Annotated in this window: 14 protein-coding genes; 13 read left to right on the forward strand and 1 reads right to left on the reverse strand. The window is 61.2% G+C overall.

The annotated features are described in order from the left end of the window. Positions 1 to 47: 47 nt before the first annotated feature. From trpC to lgt, 6 genes are all read left to right on the forward strand, one after another. Positions 48 to 848, forward strand: a complete 801-nt coding sequence (gene trpC, locus K0U62_03310; GenBank protein ID MCH9800547.1) for an indole-3-glycerol phosphate synthase TrpC — start codon at positions 48 to 50, stop codon at positions 846 to 848. Beyond that, the gene (trpB, locus tag K0U62_03315) at positions 838 to 2,073 is read left to right on the forward strand and encodes a tryptophan synthase subunit beta (GenBank protein MCH9800548.1); all 1,236 of its coding nucleotides are present in this window, start codon (positions 838 to 840) and stop codon (positions 2,071 to 2,073) included. Before trpC ends, trpB begins: the two co-directional genes overlap by 11 nt. Further along, complete coding sequence (gene trpA, locus K0U62_03320; protein ID MCH9800549.1) at positions 2,070 to 2,870, forward strand: tryptophan synthase subunit alpha; 801 nt, start codon at positions 2,070 to 2,072, stop codon at positions 2,868 to 2,870. Before trpB ends, trpA begins: the two co-directional genes overlap by 4 nt. Positions 2,871 to 2,961: 91 nt before the next feature. Further along, the gene (locus K0U62_03325; protein ID MCH9800550.1) at positions 2,962 to 3,591 is read left to right on the forward strand and encodes a vitamin K epoxide reductase family protein; all 630 of its coding nucleotides are present in this window, start codon (positions 2,962 to 2,964) and stop codon (positions 3,589 to 3,591) included. Between the two features lie 86 nt (positions 3,592 to 3,677). Then, positions 3,678 to 4,487, forward strand: a complete 810-nt coding sequence (locus tag K0U62_03330; GenBank protein MCH9800551.1) for a DsbA family protein — start codon at positions 3,678 to 3,680, stop codon at positions 4,485 to 4,487. Positions 4,488 to 4,502: 15 nt separating this feature from the next. Then, positions 4,503 to 5,456: a prolipoprotein diacylglyceryl transferase gene (lgt, locus tag K0U62_03335; GenBank protein MCH9800552.1), complete on the forward strand. Its 954-nt coding sequence runs from the start codon at positions 4,503 to 4,505 to the stop codon at positions 5,454 to 5,456. Here the strand turns inward: lgt and K0U62_03340 are convergent. Then, positions 5,453 to 6,547 (reverse strand): hypothetical protein, encoded by a 1,095-nt coding sequence (locus K0U62_03340; GenBank protein MCH9800553.1) that lies wholly within the window; start codon positions 6,545 to 6,547, stop codon positions 5,453 to 5,455. The two genes, lgt and K0U62_03340, sit on opposite strands and share 4 nt — an antisense overlap. A gap of 183 nt (positions 6,548 to 6,730) precedes the next feature. Between K0U62_03340 and gltB the strand changes: the two genes are divergently transcribed. From gltB to pyk, 7 genes are all read left to right on the forward strand, one after another. Continuing rightward, complete coding sequence (gltB, locus tag K0U62_03345; GenBank protein ID MCH9800554.1) at positions 6,731 to 11,254, forward strand: glutamate synthase large subunit; 4,524 nt, start codon at positions 6,731 to 6,733, stop codon at positions 11,252 to 11,254. Beyond that, positions 11,247 to 12,701 (forward strand): glutamate synthase subunit beta, encoded by a 1,455-nt coding sequence (locus tag K0U62_03350; protein ID MCH9800555.1) that lies wholly within the window; start codon positions 11,247 to 11,249, stop codon positions 12,699 to 12,701. Before gltB ends, K0U62_03350 begins: the two co-directional genes overlap by 8 nt. Before the next feature lie 106 nt (positions 12,702 to 12,807). Then, complete coding sequence (locus tag K0U62_03355; GenBank protein ID MCH9800556.1) at positions 12,808 to 13,992, forward strand: AI-2E family transporter; 1,185 nt, start codon at positions 12,808 to 12,810, stop codon at positions 13,990 to 13,992. Between the two features lie 21 nt (positions 13,993 to 14,013). Further along, on the forward strand, positions 14,014 to 15,390 hold the full coding sequence (locus tag K0U62_03360) for a DUF2252 domain-containing protein (protein MCH9800557.1): 1,377 nt from the start codon (positions 14,014 to 14,016) through the stop codon (positions 15,388 to 15,390). Positions 15,391 to 15,581: 191 nt separating this feature from the next. Next, positions 15,582 to 16,040 carry a DUF1269 domain-containing protein gene (locus K0U62_03365; protein ID MCH9800558.1) on the forward strand — a complete coding sequence of 153 codons (459 nt, stop codon included), beginning with the start codon at positions 15,582 to 15,584 and terminating at the stop codon, positions 16,038 to 16,040. Positions 16,041 to 16,044: 4 nt separating this feature from the next. Then, the gene (locus K0U62_03370) at positions 16,045 to 16,341 is read left to right on the forward strand and encodes an SHOCT domain-containing protein (protein MCH9800559.1); all 297 of its coding nucleotides are present in this window, start codon (positions 16,045 to 16,047) and stop codon (positions 16,339 to 16,341) included. Positions 16,342 to 16,405: 64 nt separating this feature from the next. Next, complete coding sequence (gene pyk, locus K0U62_03375) at positions 16,406 to 17,821, forward strand: pyruvate kinase (protein MCH9800560.1); 1,416 nt, start codon at positions 16,406 to 16,408, stop codon at positions 17,819 to 17,821. The last annotated feature ends 47 nt before the right edge of the window (positions 17,822 to 17,868 follow it).

A 17,868-nucleotide genomic window follows, 5' to 3' on the forward strand; every position in this document is an offset into this window, starting at 1 on the left:
GGCCGCTCGCTACTGTGATCGAACACTTCGAATTTCCGGAGGCGGCAATGACGGTTCTTGACGACATCCTTGTGGGTGTCCGTGAGGACGTTGCTGCTCGGATGACTGGCGCATCGCTGGAAGACCTCAAAGATCGGGCCGCGAAGCAGGCACGTCCCAAAGAGTGTCTCGCCACGTTTCGCGATGGTGGTGTCCAAGTCATTGCCGAGGTGAAACGAGCCAGCCCCAGTCGTGGTGCGCTGGCCGATATCCCGGACCCGGCTGATCTCGCCCGCAGCTATGAGGCAGGTGGCGCGCATATGATCAGCGTGCTCACCGAGCAACGCCGGTTCGGTGGCTCGCTGGCTGATCTGGCTGCAGTACGGGCCGCCGTAGACATTCCGATTCTGCGGAAAGACTTCATCGTCACCAGTTACCAACTGTGGGAGGCCCGTGCCTTTGGCGCGGACGTGGTTTTGCTGATCGTTGCCGCGTTGGAGCAAGAAGCCCTCGTCAGTCTGGTTGAGCGCACGCAATCGTTGGGGATGACGCCACTGGTAGAGGTCCACGAGACGGATGAAGTGGATCGAGCTGTCGCGGCTGGTGCGGAGTTGATCGGGGTCAATGCTCGCAATCTCAAGACGCTCAATGTTGACCCAGCGGTCTTCGCGCAGGTAGCGCCGCTCATTCCGGATTCCTGCATCAAAGTAGCCGAATCGGGTATCCGTGGACCCCACGACCTGCTGACCTACGCCCACGAAGGAGCCGACGCGGTACTGGTCGGAGAGTCGCTAGTGACGCAGGGCGATCCGCAGGCGGCGGTGCACGAACTGGTGACGGCTGGTGCGCACCCGTCGCATGGGGGATAGCGTTGTAGTTGTGACTACATCTGCTCCGTCCGGCCTTTCGGACAAATTTGGTGACTATGGCGGCAGGTTTGTGCCTGAGGCGCTGATGCACGCTCTCGATCAATTGACTGCTGAGTTTGAACGGGCCCGTAACGATCCCGAGTTCACCCGGGAACTCGAGAGGCTCTTTGCCGACTACGTAGGTCGACCCAGCCCGCTCACCTCGGCGGACCGGTTTGCCGCCGAGTGCGGCGGCGCGACAGTTCTGTTGAAACGTGAGGACCTGAACCACACCGGTAGTCACAAAATCAACAACGTCATTGGTCAACTACTGCTGACCAAACGGATGGGCAAGAACCGCGTCATCGCCGAAACTGGAGCCGGTCAGCATGGCGTCGCCACCGCGACTGCCGCGGCCTTGATGGGCGTCGAGTGCACCGTCTACATGGGCGAAGAAGACACGCAGCGGCAGGCGCTCAACGTAGCCCGAATGCGAATCCTCGGGGCCGAAGTGGTTCCGGTGACGGCCGGGACCCGAACGCTGAAGGACGCGATCAACGAGGCGATGCGGGATTGGGTTACCAACGTGGACTCCACCCACTACGTGTTGGGAACCGTGACCGGACCTGCTCCGTTCCCACAGGTGGTGCGGCACTTTCAATCCATCATTGGCACCGAGGCACGGGAACAGGTACTGCAGCGCTACGGCAGATTGCCTGATGCGGTCTTGGCCTGCGTTGGCGGTGGCAGCAACGCGATTGGGTTGTTCAGTGCCTTTATCAACGATCCGGAAGTGGCGCTGTACGGCTTCGAGGCGGGCGGTCGGGGAGTGGCCACCGGGCAACATTCCGCGCGATTCAGTGGCGGCCGACCGGGGGTGTTGCACGGGGCGCGCACCTACATCCTGCAAGACGATTTCGGACAGACCAGGCCCTCATACAGCATTAGCGCCGGATTGGACTATCCCGGCGTAGGTCCGGAGCACGCCCAACTCCACGACCTGGGGCGAGCCAACTACGAGCCGGTCGATGACGACGAGGCCATGGCCGCTTTCCAGTTGCTCTCCCGCACCGAGGGCATCATTCCGGCGCTGGAGACCGCGCACGGTCTGGCTGGGGCCATGCGGGTGGGGCGTCGGCTGGGCCCAGAGGCAATCCTGCTGGTCAATCTGAGCGGGCGAGGCGACAAAGACGTGGATACGGCTGCCGAGTACCTAGGCTTGGTTGCGGATGAGGATAACGAGTGAGCGTTTCGGTAGCTGAGGCCTTCGAGCGGGCCCAGCAGCAAAATCGCGCTGCGGTCATCGCATATTTGCCCGCGGGCTTTCCTGATCAGGCGACATCTATCCGATTGATTCGGGCCATGATTGCCGAGGGCGTGGACATGGTGGAAGTGGGGATTCCCTATTCAGATCCGGTGATGGACGGCCCAGTGATCTGCCAGGCAGCCGAGATCGCGTTGGCCGCTGGTACGACGACCGCAGATGCGCTGGCCGTGGTGGCGGCTTGTGCTGATACCCCGGCTGCGTTGCTGACCATGTCCTATTGGAACCTGATCGACTCTTACGGGGCGCAAAAGTTTTCGGCGGATTTGGCTGCGGCGGGCGGCGCGGGCACGATTACTCCGGATCTGATCCCAGAAGAAGCCACCGCCTGGATCGCTGACAGCGATGAACGTGGGCTAGCGCATGTGTTCTTAGCTGCACCGTCTTCAGACGCCGAACGACTGCAAGTCCTCGCCGATGCCAGTTCAGGATTTGTTTACGCGGCCTCGCTGATGGGAGTTACTGGGGTGCGCACCGCAGTCAGCGGGAGTGCCGAGGCACTCGTTGCACGGCTGCGCGAAGTCACCGATACCCCCATCTCGGTGGGGTTGGGAGTCTCCACCGGAGAGCAGGCGCGGGAGGTCGCGAAGTTTGCCGACGGGGTGATCGTGGGTTCGGCGTTTGTCAAGCGAATCTTGGCGGCCCAGGACACGGATGAGGCGGAGCGAGAGGTAGCGGGCCTGGCGCGGGAACTTGTCGAGGCCTCCCAACGTCATTGAGAATGGGCGGTAATGTTGGCGGCAGCAACCTTGACCTGCTGCAAGACAGTTAGGTCGGCCCTCACCGGACCTGGAGATGACGGAGACAGACATGGCAACTGACGCCGAGATCGAGGAAGATCTCAGCCCGGCTGCTCCGGAGCCGCTGCGACACGTGTGGCCCGCGGTAGAAATGTTGGTCTTTGGCACAATCGGCTTGGTAGCGGCTTTTGTGCTCTCGGTTGATGCCTTGATCCTGGCGGAGAACCCGAATGCCATCTTCTCCTGCGACATCAACACCAAGATCAGTTGCGGCACCGTGGGTACCTCCTGGCAGGCCGAGTTGTTGGGCTTTCCCAATAGTTTCCTCGGCCTCATGGCGGAGCCAGTAGTCATCACGGTCGCCGTGGCGCTGCTTGGTTGGGGCGGCCGGGTGCTGTTCCCACGCTGGTTCATGCTCGCCGCCCAAGGGGTCTACTCCATCGGACTAGTGTTCGCCTTCTGGTTGTTCCACCAGTCCTACTACGAAATCGGTGCGCTGTGTCCCTGGTGCCTTACCGTGACCGCCACCACGCTGTTGGTGTGGATGTCGCTGACCCGAATCAATCTGCTTGAAGGCAACTTTGGTGCCGGCCTGCAGCGAGTGACGGCCACGCCGCTGCGCGTCTATAAGGCCGACATTCTGATCAGTGTGTTGATCTTGGCGATCATGGCGGTGATGGTGATTGTTGGCTATCTGTGACATTGTGCGCCGCCGTCTTCCACCAGTTGGCGATGTGGCACCGTACAATCCACAGTGGGTGAATCGATGGGAAGGGGCTCCCCGACATGGGTAGTTCAAGTTCGAGCAAAGCGAAGCAGCGGGCTGCGGAAGCTCGCGCCAAGGAAGAGTCCGCGGCCAAGCGCCGGCAGCGGACCATCAATCTCATCATCGGTGGGGTAGTGGCGCTGGCTGTCCTCGCCATCATCTTCTTCGCGGTGCAAACTGCGGAAGACAACAAGGCCATCGACAAGCCGAACCCCGATGCGGTGCAACCCACTGGTGCCATCCCTGCCGGAGATCCCAACGAGTTTGGCATCCCGTATAACAAGGCAGCCGGCAAGCCAGTACTTGCGATTTGGGAAGATTTTCAATGCCCCGCCTGCGGCGCCTTTGAGGCCGCCTTCGGCTCCACCGTGAAAGCCATCGCTGACCAGGGGTTGGCCGAAGTTATCGTGCGTAGTACGTCGTTCTTGGATGCCAACTTCCCCGGCCAGAACTCGCAGCGGGCCGCCGCTGCCTGGGGTTGTGCGGTTGATGCTGGCAAGACTCAGGAGTACCTCTCCATCGTTTACGCGAACCAACCCGAAGAAGAAGGGGTCGGTTGGACTGACGAGCAGTTGAAGGCCTTCGGTGAGCAGGTAGGCATCAAGGGTGAGGACAAGGCGACCTTTGACCAATGCATCGCGGATAAGACCTACATGCCGTGGGCTGCCAACGGCACCATCGCGATGGCCGAAAACCAGATCGGTGGTACACCTGGACTGGTCTTGAACGGGGAGCAGTTGGAGCAGGAAGCCTACGCCTCGCCTGACGCACTCATCGCGACTATCGAGGCAGCTGGCGGTTCAAGTGACGCGGACAAGTCCGACAAGTAGCAGCACAGTTCAACCGTGGTGACGCTTCCGCTAAGTATCCCCAGCCCCGAGCAGGGTGTCTGGTACCTAGGGCCGCTGCCGCTGCGCGCCTACGCGCTGTTCATCATCATCGGCATCGTTATGGCGGTGTGGCTGGGTGAAAAGCGCTGGGTAGCCCGCGGCGGTCGCGCCGGAACCGTCATGGACGTGGCCATCTGGGCAGTGCCGTTTGGCATTGTTGGCGGCCGGATTTACCACGTTGTCAGCGACAATCAGTTGTATTTCGGCGAAGGCGGTTCCGGATGGTCCGGGGCAGTGCAGATCTGGCAGGGCGGCCTGGGGATCTGGGGTGCTGTGGCCTTTGGTGCCCTGGGTGCCTGGATCGGATGCCGCCGGGCGGGAGTGCCGCTACCTGCCTTCGGCGATGCGATCGCGCCGGGGATCGTGTTGGCGCAAGCCATTGGCCGGTTAGGCAACTACTTCAATCAGGAGCTTTTCGGTGCCCCCACGGACCTGCCGTGGGGTCTGGAGATCGATCCAGCGAATCGACCACCCGGCTATGAGGCCTTCGAGACTTTCCATCCGACGTTCCTCTACGAACTGTTGTGGAACTTAGCCGTCTTTGCGGTGCTGCTGTGGGCGGATCGTCGCTTCCGCATGGGCCATGGTCGGGTATTCGCGCTTTATGTGGCGCTGTACTGTCTGGGTCGATTGTGGATTGAGAATCTGCGCATCGATGCTGCCAACGAAATCTTCGGTCTGCGGCTCAACGTTTGGACTTCGCTGATTGTGGGGTTTGGTGCGGTGATCTTCTTGGTCATCAGCGCGCGGCGTCATCCAGGCCGGGAAGATCCGGCGGAGTTAGATCCGGAGGCTGCCGCCGACGCCGATTCCAGCGGATTGGAAGGCAACCTAGCCGCTGAGACGACTGATGGCCTCGATTCGGACTCATCCGATCCGAACGCTCAGTCCACGCCCAACTCTGATTAATCCGTAGCCAGTGCGCGACTGCGTCCGCGCTGTCGCAGTGTGTCCGTAGTAACGGTTATCCACACGGCGAACAGCAGTATTGCGAAGGTTGCCCCGAGCCATTGCAGTGGTAACGCGTCCCACAGGCGGCTGAGTTCGATAGTGGCGAGCGATAGGCCGGCCAGCGGAAAGACGTAGGACCAGTCGGCCGGCGAGTGAGTGAAGGCGCCCGCGCGACTTCCCCAAGTGATAGCCGCAGCCGCTAGCACCCACCACAACGAAAAACCCCACAGCAAGACCGCCAACAGGTCGAGGAAGGCGGCCGATTCTCTGCCAGCTTCCGAGTTGAGAATCTCCGCTTCCAAGCTGACCTGCTGCATCGCCAAGATGCTGATCGATAGCGGGCTGAGCATGATCCACATGGCTGGCGCACCATTGGCCCGCACATGCGGATGCAGAATTAGTCGGGTAAAGAAGACTGCGGCGGTCAACGCGAAGAGCAGCACGCCAGCACCAACTAAGGCGATCGCGGCGAATATCAACGAGTTAATTGGTTCATCGAGTCCAGAGACCGCCATGCGTCCCAATACGATTCCGGCCAACATCAGCGCGGTCTCTGGAACAAACCACATGCCGGACAAATGCTGCACTGGGAACGAGTCGTCGGCGAAGGCGGCTACGAAGAGTCGTACGGTCACTACCACGGCCAAAATTGCGCCGACTGCGGTCCAGACCAGCACCAGCCACCAAGCCCACACCGGCAGGGTGCCGAGATCCAGCAGAATCGACAACGCCACCATCAACACCAACATGGCGCCGGGAATAGTCGCATAGGCGGGGCCAACCTGTGGCGAGGCCATGTCCTGCCAAGGGGTGCGAGAAGTACGCATGAACTGCGCCAGCAGAATGGGGAAAGCGATTCCGGACAACCCCAGCAATATCCAAGCCAGCGAAGTGCTGATAGCTGCCAGATCCACCGATGGCAGCGGATCCAGCGCGAGCACCGCAGCGGTGCCGGCGGTTCCCATGATCGCGGAAAACCAGGCCGGATTGGTGCCAGAGTGCTCACCAGCGGCGCTGTCAGCGCCACTGGTCGAGGAACTACTGCTCACGATGCGACGGTAGCGATCAGCGGCGGGTTGTGTGCAGCGATTTCCCGTGCCGATAGTGCCAGGATTGTGCTGGGGCCCTTCAGACAGTTACTATCCAAGTCCACGGGCCAATGTCGTCCCGTGAGTCCCCTTGCCTTTCCCGCCCAGCGGCCGTGCCCGAGCGGGCGACGACGGAGGTGCCTTATGACCACGGACCTGCCCACAACTCAGGGCCTTTATGATCCCCGCTTTGAGCGGGATGCCTGCGGCGTGGCTTTTGTTGCCACGCTGACTGGTGAGCCGAGCCACGACATCGTGGTGAAGTCCTTGACCGCATTGAAGAATCTGGAGCATCGCGGTGCCTCTGGTTCGGAGCCGGACTCTGGCGACGGTGCCGGTATTCTCACCCAGATACCGGACGAGTTCTTCCGGGCCGTCTGTGATTTCGAACTGCCGGCACCAGGTGCCTACGCGGTGGGAACTGGCTTCTTGCCCCAAGATGATGAACTGGCGGCAGAGACGGTAGCCCGGATCAACGAGATCGCGGCGGAGGAAGGCTTGCAGGTGTTGGGCTGGCGCGACGTGCCGGTCGACGACAGCATGGTCGGTCTCACCGCCAAGAGCGTGATGCCGCAGTTCCGGCAGATTTTTGTGTCGGCGATCGACCCGGCATTGGTTGATATGCAGTTGGAGCGGATGGCCTTTTGCCTGCGGCGTCGGGCGGAACGCGAAACCGATGTATATTTCCCGTCACTGTCGATGCGGACCATCGGGTACAAGGGCATGCTCACCACCGCTCAGTTGGAGCAGTTCTTCCCTGATCTGGTGGACCCGCGATTCACCTCCGCGATCGGGTTGGTGCACTCGAGGTTCTCCACCAACACCTTCCCGTCGTGGCCGTTGGCGCATCCCTACCGAATGATTGCCCACAACGGTGAAATCAACACTGTGATGGGTAACCGCAACTGGATGCGGGCCAGGGAAGCGATGCTGACTAGCAGTCTGATCCCCGGTGACCTGACCCGGTTGTTCCCGATCTGCACTCCCGGTGCCAGCGACTCTGCGTCCTTCGACGAGGTGCTGGAACTGCTCCACCTCGGTGGCCGTCCGCTGCATCATGCGGTGCTGATGATGATCCCCGAAGCCTGGGAGAACAACCCCGGTATGGATCCAGCCCGGCGCGCCTTCTACGAATTCCATTCCTCATTCATGGAGCCCTGGGACGGTCCCGCCAATGTGTCCTTCACCGACGGCACCGTGATCGGTGCCGTGTTGGACCGCAATGGATTGCGTCCGGGTCGGTTCTGGGTGACCGATGACGGGCTGGTCGTGCTGGCCTCGGAGGCCGGCGTTCTCGATATCGAGCCAGAGAAGGTCGTCCGCAAGGGGCGGTTGCAACCCGGTCGGATGTTCTTGGTGGACACCGCTGCCGGTTGCATACGCGAAGACGATGAGATCAAAGCGGAGTTGGCGGCCGAACAGCCCTACGAGGATTGGCTGCGGCAGGGAATTCTGCACTTGGACGAACTGCCCGAGCGGGAGCACATCGTGCATTCCCGCGCATCGGTACTGCGTCGGCAGCAGACCTTCGGCTACACCGAAGAAGAGCTCCGGGTGTTGTTGTCCCCGATGGCCCGTAATGGGATGGAGCCGATTGGCTCAATGGGCACCGACACTCCGATCGCGGCCATCAGCGACCGACCGCGAATGCTGTTCGACTACTTTTCTCAGTTGTTCGCCCAGGTCACCAACCCGCCGCTGGATGCAATCCGCGAGGAAATCGTGACGTCGTTGAGCACCAGCATCGGACCGGAAGGAAACGTGTTGGAGGTTGACGCCACCCACTGTCGGCAACTGCGCTTGCCGTTCCCGGTGATCTCGAACGACGATCTCGCCAAGATTCTTAACCTCAACGTGGACGGTGATCAGCCAGGTCTGGCTGCCGCTCGGGTGTCGGGACTTTATCCAGTTGCTGGCGGCGGCGCTGCGCTGGAGCGGCGGCTCGATGAAATCTGTCGTGAGGTCGATGCCCTGATCCGACAGGGCAAGCGCTTCATCATTTTGTCCGACCGTGAATCCGACGGTGAACACGCTCCCATCCCGTCGCTGCTGCTGACGTCCGCGGTCCACCACCACCTCGTACGAGAGAAGAGCCGGACCATGGCCGGCATCATCGTGGAAGCAGGTGACGTCCGTGAGGTCCACCACGTCGCACTGTTGATTGGCTACGGAGCTGCAGCAGTCAATCCGTATCTCGCGATGGAGACCGTGGAGAACCTGGCACGGCGAGGATCGCTGGGCGATACGCCGCCGGACACCGCAGTCCGTAATCTGATCAAGTCACTGGGCAAGGGCGTCCTCAAGGTCATGTCCAAGATGGGCGTGTCTACCGTCACCTCCTACTGCGGTGCGCAGATCTTTGAAGCTATTGGCTTGTCCCAGGAACTGGTGGACCGTTACTTCACCGGAACTACCTCCAAGCTCGGCGGCATTGGCTTGGACGTGATCGCCGAAGAGGTGGCCTTGCGCCATCGCGTGTCCTACCCGCCTAGCGGGATCTCGCCCGCCCATCGCCGCTTGGATGTTGGCGGGGAATACCAGTGGCGCCGTGAAGGTGAGCCGCATTTGTTTGACCCGGAGACGGTGTTCCGGTTGCAGCACGCGACCAAGGAAAATCGCGCCGACATCTTCCGGGAATACACCGACGCAGTTGATGATCAGGCCACCCGATTGATGACGCTGCGGGGCCTGTTCGACTTCTCCGAGGGTCTTCGGCCGCCAGTCCCCGTCGATGAGGTGGAGCCGGCCAGCGAGATCGTTAAACGTTTCTCCACCGGGGCAATGTCCTACGGGTCGATTTCTGCCGAGGCGCACGAGACCTTGGCGATTGCGATGAATCGACTGGGTGCGAAGTCCAACACGGGTGAAGGTGGTGAAGATCCGGAGCGCTTTGAGGTGATGTCCAACGGTGATTCGAAACGATCAGCCATCAAACAGGTCGCCTCTGGTCGATTCGGCGTCACCAGTGAGTTTCTGGTGAACGCAGACGATATTCAGATCAAGATGGCTCAAGGTGCCAAGCCCGGCGAGGGTGGCCAGCTGCCCGGTCACAAGGTGTATCCCTGGGTGGCGAAGACCCGTCACTCGACGCCGGGTGTTGGACTGATCTCGCCACCGCCGCACCATGACATCTACTCGATCGAGGATCTCGCTCAACTGATCCACGATCTGAAGAACGCCAACGACGAGGCGCGAATCCACGTGAAGTTGGTGTCCGAGGTGGGCGTCGGTACCGTGGCGGCTGGTGTCAGCAAGGCGCACGCCGACGTCATCCTGATCTCCGGACATGACGGCGGTACCGGGGCGTCGCCGTTGACCTCGCTGAAGCATGCCGGTGGTCCCTGGGAACTGGGTCTGGCAGAGACCCAGCAGACGCTAATGCTGAATGGCTTGCGGGACCGGGTGGTTGTGCAGACCGACGGTCAGCTTAAGACCGGTCGTGACGTCGTCGTGGCCGCACTCCTTGGCGCGGAGGAGTTTGGTTTCTCGTCTGCGCCGCTGGTGGTAATGGGCTGCATCATGATGCGGGTCTGTCACCTCGACACCTGTCCGGTTGGGGTAGCGACCCAAAACCCGGTGTTGCGGGAACGCTTCACCGGCCAGGCAGATCACGTGGTTAACTTCTTCCTTTTCATTGCCGAGCAGGTGCGGGAATACCTGGCCCAGTTGGGCTTCCGGTCGCTTGATGAAGCCATCGGCCACTCTGAGATGTTGCAGACTAAGGCCGCGGTGGAGCATTGGAAAGCCCACGGTATGGATCTCACGCCGATCTTGCACGTACCTGAGGTCGATCACCCCCGCCACCAGGTGGTGACGCAAGATCACGGGCTCGACCGGGCACTGGACAATGAGCTCATCGAAATCTGCCGCCCGGCCATCGAATCCGGAGAGCCGGTGCGAGCTCAGGTTGAAGTTCGCAACGTTAACCGGACTGTGGGAACCATGTTGGGTTCCAGAATCACTCGAGCCTATGGCGGCGACGGCCTACCTGACGGCACTATCGATCTCACGCTGCTCGGTTCCGCTGGCCAGTCCTTCGGTGCTTTCGTGCCGCGCGGCATCACGCTGCGGTTGGAGGGCGACGCTAACGACTATGTCGGCAAGGGATTGTCTGGTGGCCGTCTAGTCGTACGACCCAACCGGGTCGCGGGCTTTGCCGCCGAAGAGCAGATCATCGCGGGCAATGTGGTGTGTTACGGCGCCACGGCTGGCGAGGTCTTCCTGCGGGGCCGAGTTGGTGAACGTTTCTGTGTGCGTAACTCCGGTGTGGTTGCTGTCGTGGAAGGCATTGGCGACCACGGTTGTGAGTACATGACTGGAGGTCGCGCCGTTGTGCTCGGAGCAACTGGCCGCAACTTTGCGGCCGGGATGTCCGGTGGTGTCGCGTACCTGCTGGATCCGGACCCGATGAAGATCAACACCGAAATGGTGATGTTGGAGCCGCTGGATGAGGAAGATCGGGAATTCCTGATCGAGACCATTCGCCGACACTTTGAAGAGACCGAGTCCGAGGTCGCTGAGCAGTTGCTCGCCGATCCGGAAGCGGCGCTTGCCCGCTTTGGCAAGGTCATGCCGATTGATTACAAGCGGGTACTACAGGCACGTGCCCGTGCTGAACTCGAGGGCCGCGATCCGATCGCGGCAGTGATGGAGGCTTCTCATGGCTGATCCGCGCGGATTTATGAAGGCTGACCGGCAGTTGCCGGAGCGCCGCCCAGTAGACATTCGTATCCGAGACTGGCGCGAGGTCTACGAAGAGATGGAGACCGGCGCCGTACAAGAGCAAGCGGGTCGCTGCATGGACTGCGGTATCCCGTTCTGTCACAACGGTTGCCCGCTGGGCAACCTGATTCCGGAGTGGAACGATCAGGTGTGGCGGGATGACTGGCGCGCTGCCAGCGAGCGGTTGCACGCCACCAACAACTTCCCCGAGTTCACCGGTCGGCTCTGCCCGGCTCCCTGCGAGACCGCTTGCGTGCTGGGCATTAACCAACCTGCCGTCACTATCAAGCAGGTTGAGGTGTCGATCGTCGATCGGGCTTGGGATGAAGGCTGGATCGAGCCCCGGATTCCGGATCGGCAGTCCGGAAAAACTGTTGCCGTCGTCGGATCTGGTCCCGCAGGACTAGCGGCCGCGCAGCAACTTGCTCGCGCCGGTCACACCGTCGCGGTGTACGAGCGAGCGGACCGAATCGGCGGGTTACTTCGCTACGGAATTCCCGAGTTCAAGATGGAGAAGATGCATCTCGATCGACGGCTTGAGCAGATGACGGCAGAAGGCGTACGCTTCCGCGCTGGCGTCGACGTAGGAACCGATGTCACTGGTGAGGATCTGCGGCAGCGGTATGACGCGGTCGTGCTGGCCAACGGCGCCACGCTGTGGCGTGACCTGCCGGTGCCTGGCCGAGACCTCGACGGTGTTCATCAAGCGATGGAGTATTTGCCGCTGGCCAACCGGGTAGTCCAAGGCGATATTGCTGAATCGCCTATCGACGTTCACGACAAGCATGTGGTCATCATCGGTGGCGGTGACACCGGCGCAGACTGCCTGGGCACTTCGCATCGTCAGGGTGCAGCATCCGTCACGCAGTTGGAAATCATGCCGCATCCGCCGGAGCATCGACCGGATTCACAGCCGTGGCCGACCTATCCCATGACCTACCGAGTATCCACCGCTCACGAAGAAGGTGGCGACCGAGTTTACTCAGTTTCCACCAAGGACTTCGTTGCGGGAGACGACGGTCGAGTCAAGGCACTGCGCCTCGAAGAAGTGGAATCCGTGGATGGCCGCTTCCAGCCGGTCGCGGGTAGCGAGCGGGAAATCCCGGCGGACTACGTATTCCTCGCTATGGGATTCACCGGTGTGGAACAGGGCAACTGGATCACCCAGTTCGGGGTGGAACTCGACGAGCGGGGCAACATCGCTCGTAACGACGACTACAGCACCGCAGCTGACGGCGTCTTCGTCGCTGGCGATTCTGGTCGCGGCCAGTCGCTGATCGTGTGGGCGATTGCCGAGGGTCGTGCCGCGGCCGCCTCGGTGGATTCCTACCTCACGGGCAGCACCAACTTGCCGCGCCCGATCCCTGCATCGGCTCGACCGCTAATGGTGTAGCAGCACGCTGGTGGGAACCGGGCTAGTGGACTGAACCAAAACTCGGGCGAGCAGCCTGCTCGTCCTGCCATACTCACAGCACATCGTCAACAGATGGGCTGGGAACATGGCGGAAGATCCTGCCGCAGCCACCGCATTGGCTGCGCCGGACTCAGCGCGGCCATCCGCAAGCGGAGTCGCCGCGGCAGCCGAACCGCCACTGCGGGTACCACCGATGCTGGTGACACTGGCTGGCATCACCTGGCGAGTACTGCTGATTGGCCTCGCCTTTTATCTCCTGCTGATCGTCATTGATGCCATATTCCCGGTGGCGATTGCCATCTTCCTGGCCATGTTCACCACGGCACTCGCTGGGCCCATTGCCCGTCTCTTCACGAAAGTCATGCCCAAGGCGTTGGCAGTAGTGCTGTCGTTGTTGATCATCGTTGTCGTGGGAACCTATCTGCTGGTGCAGGTCATTGGTTCCATCATTAGCCAAGGTCCAGCATTGGCCGAAGCGATATCGGCGGGTTTCAACGAGATTCAGGAGTGGCTGGCCAAGGGCCCACTTCAGTTGTCCTCCGATCAGATCGGATCGCTGCAGCAGCAAGGTGCCAGTCTGCTGGAAAGCTTAGGTTCCGCCGCGGTGTCGGACTTGGTGGCGCAACTGGGAACTATCGGCACAATCATCGTGGCCGGGTCGGTCTACTTGTTCGGCACGTTGTTCTTCATGAACTCTGGCGACAAGATCTGGCAGTGGGCGGTTAGTTGGACACCTGAGCGGGCGCGGGCCGGCGTCGATGTCTGTGGGCATCTTGCCTGGCATACTCTTGCTGGCTATACCCGCGGCGTGGTCCTAGTAGCCATTTGTGACGCCTTGCTGGTGTTCGCCGGTCTGCTGATTTTGGGGGTACCACTTGCGCCGGTGCTGGCGGCTGTGGTGTTCATTGGGGCCTTTATTCCAGTGATTGGCGCCCCGATCGCAACGCTACTGGCGGCGCTAGTTGCGCTTGCCACCATGGGTCCGACGACCGCGCTTTTGGTAGTGCTGCTGACCGTGATCGTGGGTTCGTTCGATGGTGACGTGCTACAGCCGTTGGTCATGGGTAAGACAGTGCAACTCCACCCACTCGCTATCGTCTCGATCATTGCCGTGGGTGCGATCACGCTCGGTATTGTGGGGGCACTAATCGCCATCCCGATTGCGTCCAGTGTCTACGCGGTGCTGAAATATCTTTCAGGTCGAGATCCTGCGCACCCGTTTCCGCCGGTGCCAGCCGAGACCGCTGAACAGCCGAGTGCTGCCGCCTAGCAGCAGAATCCGGAGTTTTCCATGACGGCAAAGAACGTAGCGGCGGACAGCACCGCTCGTGGTAAGGCACTGCGCAAAAAACTACCCCGTAAGGAGTTTGGTGACTTTGCTGCCAGTGATCGCAGTGCGCTGCAGATCATTGCGGAGCAATCCAGCCGATGCCCGGAAGATATCCAGCCGATCCGCAATGCCCTGCTTGCCAAGAATAGGCTGAACTATCTTTTGGGCTCTGGTTCGGTGATGGCTGCGGACTTGGCGGTCCAGCCCAACACCGGTCTCTCGGTTCAACTACTAGGTGATGCTCACGTGCATAACTTCGGTGGTCACGCGACAGTCGCGCACTCCTTCGTGTTCGATGGGCTCTCCTTCGCAGACACCTGCCGGGGACCCTTTGACTGGGACCTCAAGCGACTAGCAGTCACCGCGGTGGTCGCCGGCCAGGAAGCTGGACTGAGTAGGTCGCGTAGCCGTGCTCTAGCCGAAGTCGCGGCGAAAAGCTATCAGGACGCGATGCGTGGCTTTGCCGACGAGTCGACTGTGGATATGTGGTACTCCCGGCTCACCTCAAATCTGGTGCTGTCGCGGTGGGCTGAGCCCTCGGGCGCAAAGACGTTGGCCGAGATTCTGCGTGGCATGAAGCGGGCGCGGAGTCGCACGGGGGCTCGGGCTGCTCGCAAGATGACGAAAGCAGTGGATGGTGAGTTGCGGTTCCGCAGTAAGCCACCGTTGCTGGAGCCGGTGGCGGCGTTGGCAGCGGACGGCGCTGCCGTACTCACTGCAGCAAAGAAAGCCTGGCAGCAACATCTCGACACTTTGGGGCCCAGTCGGGCGCAACTGCTTGGTCACTACCGGCTGGTTGATCTCGCCAGGTTGATTGGCTCGGTGTCGGACACCAACGTCCCGGTGTATGCCGGACTACTGCTTGGGCCAGCCGGTGCCGAAGAACCGTTGATTGTGGCTTTGCAGGGGGCATTCAGTTCGGTCCTGGCAGATGACGCAACTGAAGCTGCCGGCTCGGCCGCCGGGCAGTTGATCGTGGGACGAAGGCTGATTCAGGCGGCTCCGGAGCCGTTCTTAGGCGAACTGCAGTTCGCTGATCACACTGGGGTGCAGCGGCAGTGGGTGATGTCGCAATTGCGGGATTGGAAGGGCGCGCTCGATCTAGCCCGGACCGGTGAGCGAGGATTACCGGTGTTTGTCGGACTGTGTGGTTGGGCGTTGGCGCGGGCACATGCGCGGACGGGCGACCGACACGAAATCGCCGGCTATCTCGGTCGGGGCAAATCTCTGGTTGGGTCGATTGGCGATTTCTCGGAGCAGGCCGCGGCTAAGGCCACGAATGACTACCGCGCTTTCTTGGCGGCCATCGACAAGGGCGACCTGCCGATAACGAGTTAACCAAGGCCTGTTGGCTGGGTACTGGCGTAGTTGCAGCCAATCACTGGGCCAGCCACCGCTTCCTCGGTCATGCTTGTAAGGTAGGCGCGACAGGCGTTTCACCAGGCCTCGCTTCAACAGGCGGACAACTGGGAAGGCGCTTATCGTCGACGTGCTGGTCTGGTGTAAGCCAGAGCGAAACTGGAGGACATGTGAGCGAGGAAGATCTCGAAATTGGGCCGATCGACTATCTAGTCGTGGAATACCCAGAGTCTGGCCCGACGGGTGAGGCGCTACCTCACCTACTCGACGTCGTGCGTCGCGGCATCATCCGGGTGCTGGATATGGCGATTATCGTCAAGGGCGAAGACGGTAACTACGTGCAGATGGAGCTGGCTGACGTCACTCCGCTGGTAGCCGCCGAACTGGGACTGCTGGACGGTGCTACCACCGGACTGCTCGACGATGATGATCTCGCCGAAGCGGCCTCAGTCCTACTACCAGGCCGAATCGGTGCAGTATTGGTGTACGAGAACACTTGGGCCGCACCGTTCGCTACCGCGCTGCGGCGTGCTGGCGGCGAAGCTGTCGCTGGTGGCCGGGTTCCGGTGCAGGACATCTTGGACACACTTGACGCTATTGAAGAGTTAGAAGCAACCGAGGAGGTATGACCCCATGCCAGGATTGATCCGTGCCGCGACCCGTACCGCGGTAGTCGCCGGAACTGCGACAGCAGTGTCGGGCCGAGTAGCCCGCCGGCAGAATGAAAAGTGGACCCAACAGGAGGTTCAACAGCAGGCCGCCCCGGCCCCGGCACCCGCCCCGGCCCCGGCACCCGCGCCTGCGCCGGCTCCCGCAAGCAGTGCCGATGATCAGATCGCCCAGTTGAAGCGACTGGAAGAGCTGAAAGAAGCGGGCGTCATCACGGCGGAAGAGTACGAAGCGCAGCGTAAGAAGGTCTTGGGCTTCTGAGCGGCGAGTAGCGGGTGGACGCTAGTGTCTGCGACGCCGCCTTTCCGGCGATAGAGTCCGCTATATGCGCCGAGCAAAGATTGTCTGCACCCTAGGGCCGGCTACCGCGGGTTTCGATACCACCCGGCAACTAGTGAGTGCGGGGATGGACGTTGCTCGCTTCAACCTCAGCCACGGCAGTCATGCCGACCACGAACGCGCATATGAGGACGTTCGTCGAGCCGGTGATGAGGTAGGGCGCGGCGTGGGAACCCTAGCTGACCTGCAGGGCCCCAAAATCCGGTTGGGCTCTTTTGCTACCGGTCCAGTCGATGTCGGTGAGGGCGACGAGTTCACCATCACCACGGAAGATATTCCGGGTGGCAGTCAGCGCTGCTCCACCACCTATGCCGACCTGCCCCGCGACGTAACCGTCGGAGATCTGATCCTCATTGATGACGGTCGGGTCACTGTAGAGACGATCAAAGTTGATGGTCCGCGGGTGCACACCCGAGTAGTCGAAGGTGGCACGCTGTCGGATCACAAAGGGTTGAACTTGCCCGGCGTGGCGGTGTCCGCACCTGCGCTCACGGAGAAGGATGAACGCGATCTGCGCTGGGCGATCCGACTCGGTATCGACATGGTGGCGCTCTCGTTTGTGCGCTCGCCAGAGGACATTGATCTGCTGCATCGGATCATGGACGAAGAAGGTCGACGGCTCCCAGTACTAGCCAAGGTTGAGAAACCACAGGCGATTCATCGGTTAGATGAGATTGTCGCTGCATTCAATGGCGTGATGGTGGCGCGCGGCGATCTGGGTGTGGAACTCCAACTTGAGGAGGTCCCGCTGGAACAGAAACGAGCCATTGACTTGTGTCGTCGGGCAGGCAAGCCGGTGATCGTTGCCACCCAGATGTTGGACTCGATGATGACCGCAAGCCGCCCCACTCGTGCCGAGGTGTCCGATGTCGCCAACGCAGTGCTAGATGGCACTGACGCACTGATGCTGTCGGGGGAGACCAGTGTCGGGGTGAACCCACCCCACGTCGTGGACACCATGTCGACGATCATTGAACACGTCGAGACCGAGGCATTGGAGCGGCTGAATGTTGCCCCGCCCGAGTCAGCTGGGTCAACTGCTCGTGCAATTACCCGGGCTGCGGTCAGCGTCGCTCATGACGTGGGGGCCAAGTACATGATTGCCTTCACCGAGACGGGTTCGACCGCTCGACTGATTTCCCGACATCGATCGACTATCCCGCTGTTGGCTTTCACCCCCAATCCCGAGGTTCGCAGCAGACTGGCCTTGGTCTGGGGTGTGGAGACGTTTATGGCTCCGCAGGTACGGCACACGGATGATCTGGTGCAGCAGGTGGACACGTCGCTGCTGGCCATTGGCCGAGTAGCGCTCGGTGAAAAACTTGTGATTGTGGCCGGCGTGCCACCGGGCGTTCCTGGGACTACCAATGGGATGCGAGTTCACACCGTCGGACATGGTTAACGTGCAGAGGCGCGTGGTCGCTTCAGTTGAAGTGACCACGCGCCGTT

Source organism: Actinomycetes bacterium (assembly GCA_022599915.1).
Lineage (GTDB): Bacteria > Actinomycetota > Actinomycetes > S36-B12.